4 protein-coding genes are annotated in these 4,760 nt (G+C 53.2%); 1 reads left to right on the top strand and 3 read right to left on the bottom strand.

Features of this window, described 5'->3' with window-relative positions; translation table 11 throughout:
* A partial coding sequence (locus PAT3040_RS30835; RefSeq protein ID WP_146200608.1) for an AAA family ATPase occupies window positions 1–1,047 on the bottom strand: 1,047 nt, incomplete at its 3' end.
* A complete protein-coding gene (locus PAT3040_RS30830) occupies window positions 1,044–2,222 on the bottom strand; it encodes an exonuclease SbcCD subunit D (protein WP_108995692.1) in 1,179 nt (392 codons plus the stop codon). The genes PAT3040_RS30830 and PAT3040_RS30835, both read right to left, overlap by 4 nt.
* 303 nt (window positions 2,223–2,525) lie before the next feature.
* Here PAT3040_RS30830 and yhbH point away from each other — a divergent pair, with 303 nt between their 5' ends.
* Window positions 2,526–3,680 carry a sporulation protein YhbH gene (gene yhbH / locus PAT3040_RS30825; RefSeq protein ID WP_108995691.1) on the top strand — a complete coding sequence of 385 codons (1,155 nt, stop codon included), beginning with the start codon at window positions 2,526–2,528 and terminating at the stop codon, window positions 3,678–3,680.
* 103 nt (window positions 3,681–3,783) lie between these two features.
* On the opposite strand, the gene pdaA is transcribed toward yhbH, so the two are convergent.
* Complete coding sequence (gene pdaA, locus PAT3040_RS30820; RefSeq protein WP_087571504.1) at window positions 3,784–4,647, bottom strand: delta-lactam-biosynthetic de-N-acetylase; 864 nt, start codon at window positions 4,645–4,647, stop codon at window positions 3,784–3,786.
* Window positions 4,648–4,760: the final 113 nt, after the last annotated feature.

The raw sequence follows: 4,760 nt of genomic DNA, 5'->3' as shown, positions 1-4,760 counted from the left end.
GCCTCTCAGACGCAAGCCTTCGTAACGGAGCTTCAGAAGCTTCGTCGCATTGGCGGCTTGTTCCGCATAAGGGGTCAGCCCGTCTGCTCTAGCGGCAAGCGCAAGCTCTCGTTCCAGCCCCTCGATCTCACCTTGTCTCGCAGCCAAAGTCTGGTGTTGCGTACGCTTAGCCGCTAACTCCTCGTGCTTCGCATTCAGCGACAGCCGCGCTCGCAGCGAATCCTGTAGCGCATCCAGCGCCGATGCCGTCTCTACTTTGCGGCGTCCTGCTGCGGCTGCTGTATCCTCATAATGGGCTGCTTCCCCTTGCAAGGCCTCCCTTACCTGTACGGCATTGTAGTTTTCCTGCCGAAAGGTGGCTGCCAACGGACTGTCCTCGCGCTGCGGCAACGCTTCCTCCGCCTGACGCATGACGGCGGCGGTCGTTGCCCGGGCATCTTTTAGTCCATCCGACAGCTCTCGGTAACGCGCCTGGAACCGGCCCTCCAGTCTCTCAAACAGCTCTGTCCGGAATATGCGGCGAAGGATATCCTCTTTATTATCCGTATCGGAAGTAAGCAGCTTGCGGAATTCCCCTTGCGGGAGCATAACAATCTGGCTGAACTGCTCCTTCGTCAAGCCGATAACGGCAAGCAGTCTCGCATTCACCTCCGTTGTGATGAACCGGTCAACCGCCGGAACCGCCGTTTCCCCCTCCACTACGTATAGCTCCGTCTTCTCGCCGGTCTCGCTTCTGTTGCCGCCCTTGCGATGCTTCATCTGGCGGAATACGCGGTAACATCTGCCCCCGGACTGAAAATCGAGCTCCACCGACGTATGCGTCTCGTCATCCGCGAAGTGACTGCGCAGCATCCGCGGATCGGCGCGGTCCTCTCCGCTCGCGGTCCCGTAAATCGCGAAGGTGATGGCATCAAATATCGTCGTCTTGCCCGCTCCGGTATTGCCGGAGATGACAAACAATCTGCGTTCGCCAAGCTCTGCGAAGTCGACTGTCTCTGCATCCCTGTATGGACCGAACGCGGTCATCGTCAGCTTAAGCGGCCTCACGTCAATCCCTCCTCCTCGCGTAGAAGCGCTTCGTATTCGGCGGAGAACATAGACCGTTTCTCCGGCGTCAGTTCCTGCCCCTTAACTTCCATATAAAAGTCCGCGAACAATTGCACGGGATCTCTCTCCTTGCGACTGACGGAACCATCCGCCTCCGAAGAAATTCCCGAGGAACCAGCGGCTGTATTCGCCATGGCGATTCTTCGCTCTACATGCATCGCGTTTGGATAGACGGAACGCACCTTCTCCATGGGGAACAGCACGGGATTGTCGTTCAGCAGCGTCACGTACACGTAATCATCGTTAACGGGATGTTTCTCAAGCTCCTCGATCGACGCCTCGACTCTGCGCATATCTCGCAGCGGCTTCAGCTCTCGCTTCTCTATCGCGGCCTTGCCGGCCTCGTCGAGCTCTACGACCAGATAACCTTTGTTATGACGCTCTTCGGAGATCGAATACTTAAGCGGCGAACCTGCATAACGGATCTTCTCGCTTCTGACGAAGTGTGCCTGATGCAAATGGCCTAAAGCCGTATAGTGAAAGCGGTCGAACAAGCTTGCGCTGACATATTCCGCTCCCCCGATCGCCAGAGGACGCTCGGAATCGCTGGTATTGTCGGCAGCTTCTCCAAGCGGCGTAACGAAAGCATGTCCCACCAGCACATGTCTGACATCCGGGCTCATCCCCTCGGTCAGCCTCGTTGTGATCGCCCGCATGGCGTCATTATGGCTCCGAATGTCTTCGTCTCCCATCACATGCCGCACGATTGCGGGATCGGCATACGGAACCAGATGGAAGTGCACCTCGCCGAATTCGTCCCGCAACACGACCGGTTTGGGCTGAGACCGAAGCTGCCCCGTAAGATGCAAGCCGCGCCCTTCCATAAGAGCCGTTCCGAAGCTAAGCCGGTCCGGGCTGTCGTGATTGCCCGCAATGGCTAGCACGGGCACGCCTAGCTCCGCCACGATCGTCTCAAGCACGTCATCCAGCAGCTCGACGGCTTCCGTAGGCGGCACGCCTCGATCGTACAGATCACCGGCGATAATGACGGCATCCGGCTTATCCCTTCGAATATCCTCAATAAATTGATTAAGCACATATCGCTGATCCTCGGTCATATAGACGCCATGAACCAGCTTGCCTAAGTGCCAGTCCGCCGTGTGAAACAATTTCATAGTACCTCCCCCTGCACGGTTTGCCCCGCGCTCCTGCACAAGCTCTTCCTATTATTCTATCACTCGCGGCATCTGCTAGCCATCATGCTCTCAGTCAATACTTTTTGCTAGATTTGGACTAATTTCCTTCACATAACCACCCGCGGACTGAATATATTGAATATTAACCATGTAATCAGCAAGGAGGTGCTCCGACATGAGACCAGCAGAGGCGGAAGGCGGCATGTTATCCGTGAGCCGAGGGAAGATTGATCGGGCTCCGTGGGAGTGGCATAATTAACTATAGGACTCAGAGGTGATAAAATGGCTTCGGAACCGCTTTTTATCGTATCGCGGGAGGATTGGTCGCTCCATCGCAAAGGCTACTCGGATCAAGCGAGGCATCATCAGAAGGTGCAGGAAGCGATTCGCAAAAACCTCCCTGATCTTGTCTCCGACGAAAGCATCGTGCTGTCCGATGGCCGCAAGACCGTCAAAGTCCCCATCAAAAGTCTCGACGAGTCACGTTTCATCTATAACTACAACAAAAAGCAGCACGTCGGACAAGGCGACGGGGATTCGCAGGTTGGCGACGTTCTCGGCGTAGATCCGCAAGCCGCCAAAGGCCCTGGCAAAGGAAAAGACGCCGGGGATCAACCTGGCGAAGATCTCGTCGATACGGAGATCAGCATCGACCAATTGGAGGATATGCTGTTCGAGGAACTCGAGCTGCCGAATCTGGAGCAAAAGCAGAAGGAACAACTGCAGACCAGGGAGATCGTTTTTACCGACATCCGTAAGAAAGGAATTATGTCCAATATCGATAAAAAGCGTACGCTGATGGAGAATCTTCGTCGCAACGCGAATGCGGGCATATCCGGAATCGGCGGTATCTCGCCGGACGACCTCCGTTACAAAACGTGGACGGAAATCGTCAAGCCGCAGTCCAACGCCGTCATTCTTGCGCTCATGGACACGTCAGGAAGCATGGGCTCGTTCGAAAAGTATTGCGCGCGCAGCTTTTTCTTCTGGATGACCCGTTTCCTTCGTCGCAAATACGAACATGTCGAAATCATCTACATCGCTCACCATACGGAAGCCAAAGAAGTGTCGGAAGAAGAATTTTTTACTCGCGGCGAAAGCGGCGGCACGATCTGCTCCTCCGCGTACCAGAAAGCCCTTGAAGTCATCGATAGCAGGTACCCGACCGCAGCGTGGAACATCTATCCTTTCCATTTCTCGGATGGCGACAACTTAACGTCGGACAACGAACGATGCGTCAAGTTGATTTCTCAGCTCATGGGGCGGTGCAATATGTTCGGGTACGGCGAGGTTAATCAATACAATCGGAGCAGCACGTTGATGTCGGCATATAAGCACATTCAAGATAAGAAGTTTATATACTCGATCATTAAGGAGAAAGGCGAGGTTTATAAAGCGTTGACTACTTTCTTTTCAAAAAAAACGGTTCATAACTAAATCGTGACAAGCCCATTGCACTTAATCATCATTTTAAGTGCAATGGGCGGGATAAAAAAGAGCATTCCAGGCCAGTAAGCTTGGAATGCTCTTTTTATTCAACTCATTCCGTTGGCAAAAACTCATTAATTGGTGAGGGATTAAGCCCTGTTTGGCCATCAAGCCCCTTAAATTCGTAACCTTGCCTCCTGGCCTCGTCAATTATGTTGCCAAGAGCCTCGGCATTATCCTTCGACACGGAATGCAACAATAGGATGGCGCCGGGATGAAGCTGCTTGGTTACCTGCTCGAACGCGTACGCTCCCCCGCGCTGCGCATTGACATCCCAATCCTTGTAGGCGATCGACCAGAATACGCTCGTGTAACCATGACGTTTGCTGACGGCGAGTACATGATCGTTAAAGATGCCTCTCGGCGGTCTAAGGAAGGTCATGCTTTGCTGGCCAGTGAGCCCTTCAACCTGTTCCTTCACTTTCGCCAGTTCGGAGGCGATTTGACTCTCCGATAACTGCGTCATATCCGGATGGCTCCAGGAATGATTGCCGATGAGATGCCCATCAGCAGCCATACGTTTAAGCAGTTCCGGCTGATCCTTTACAAAATGCCCCGTCACAAAAAATAACGCGGGCACGTTTTTTTGCTTGAGCACGTCTAATATTCGAGGCGTATAACCGTTCTCGTAACCGTTATCGAAGGTTAGAAACAACTCCTTCTTTGTCGTGTCCCCGAGGAAAAGCGCGCCGTTTTTCGATAAAACCGGCTTAAATCCCTCCTCATCAATCGACGGCAGCGAGCCGTTAACGCTTTTTTTGAAACCGAAGTGATACGCGCCCGGCGATGCGTCAATCCTATTCCCGCCGACTGGCCAAACCGCCAGCCCCAGTCCTAATACGATAAAGACCGTCTGAACTATCCATTTAGTCAATGCGAATGCACACTCCTCTCTGTAACGATTTTCTGACAGCATTCTCTGTAAATAGCTTCCCCCGGACAGGGCTTTCTGATTACAACAAAAAAATACTGACGCCGTTATGCAGCGTCAGTATTCGTTATAAGTTCATTTAATTTGTTCGTAAATGG

The sequence above is a fragment of the Paenibacillus agaridevorans genome (assembly GCF_003112455.1).
In the GTDB taxonomy this organism is placed as follows: Bacteria; Bacillota; Bacilli; order Paenibacillales; family Paenibacillaceae; genus Pristimantibacillus; species Pristimantibacillus agaridevorans.
This window is presented reverse-complemented; position numbering and strand designations above follow the sequence as displayed.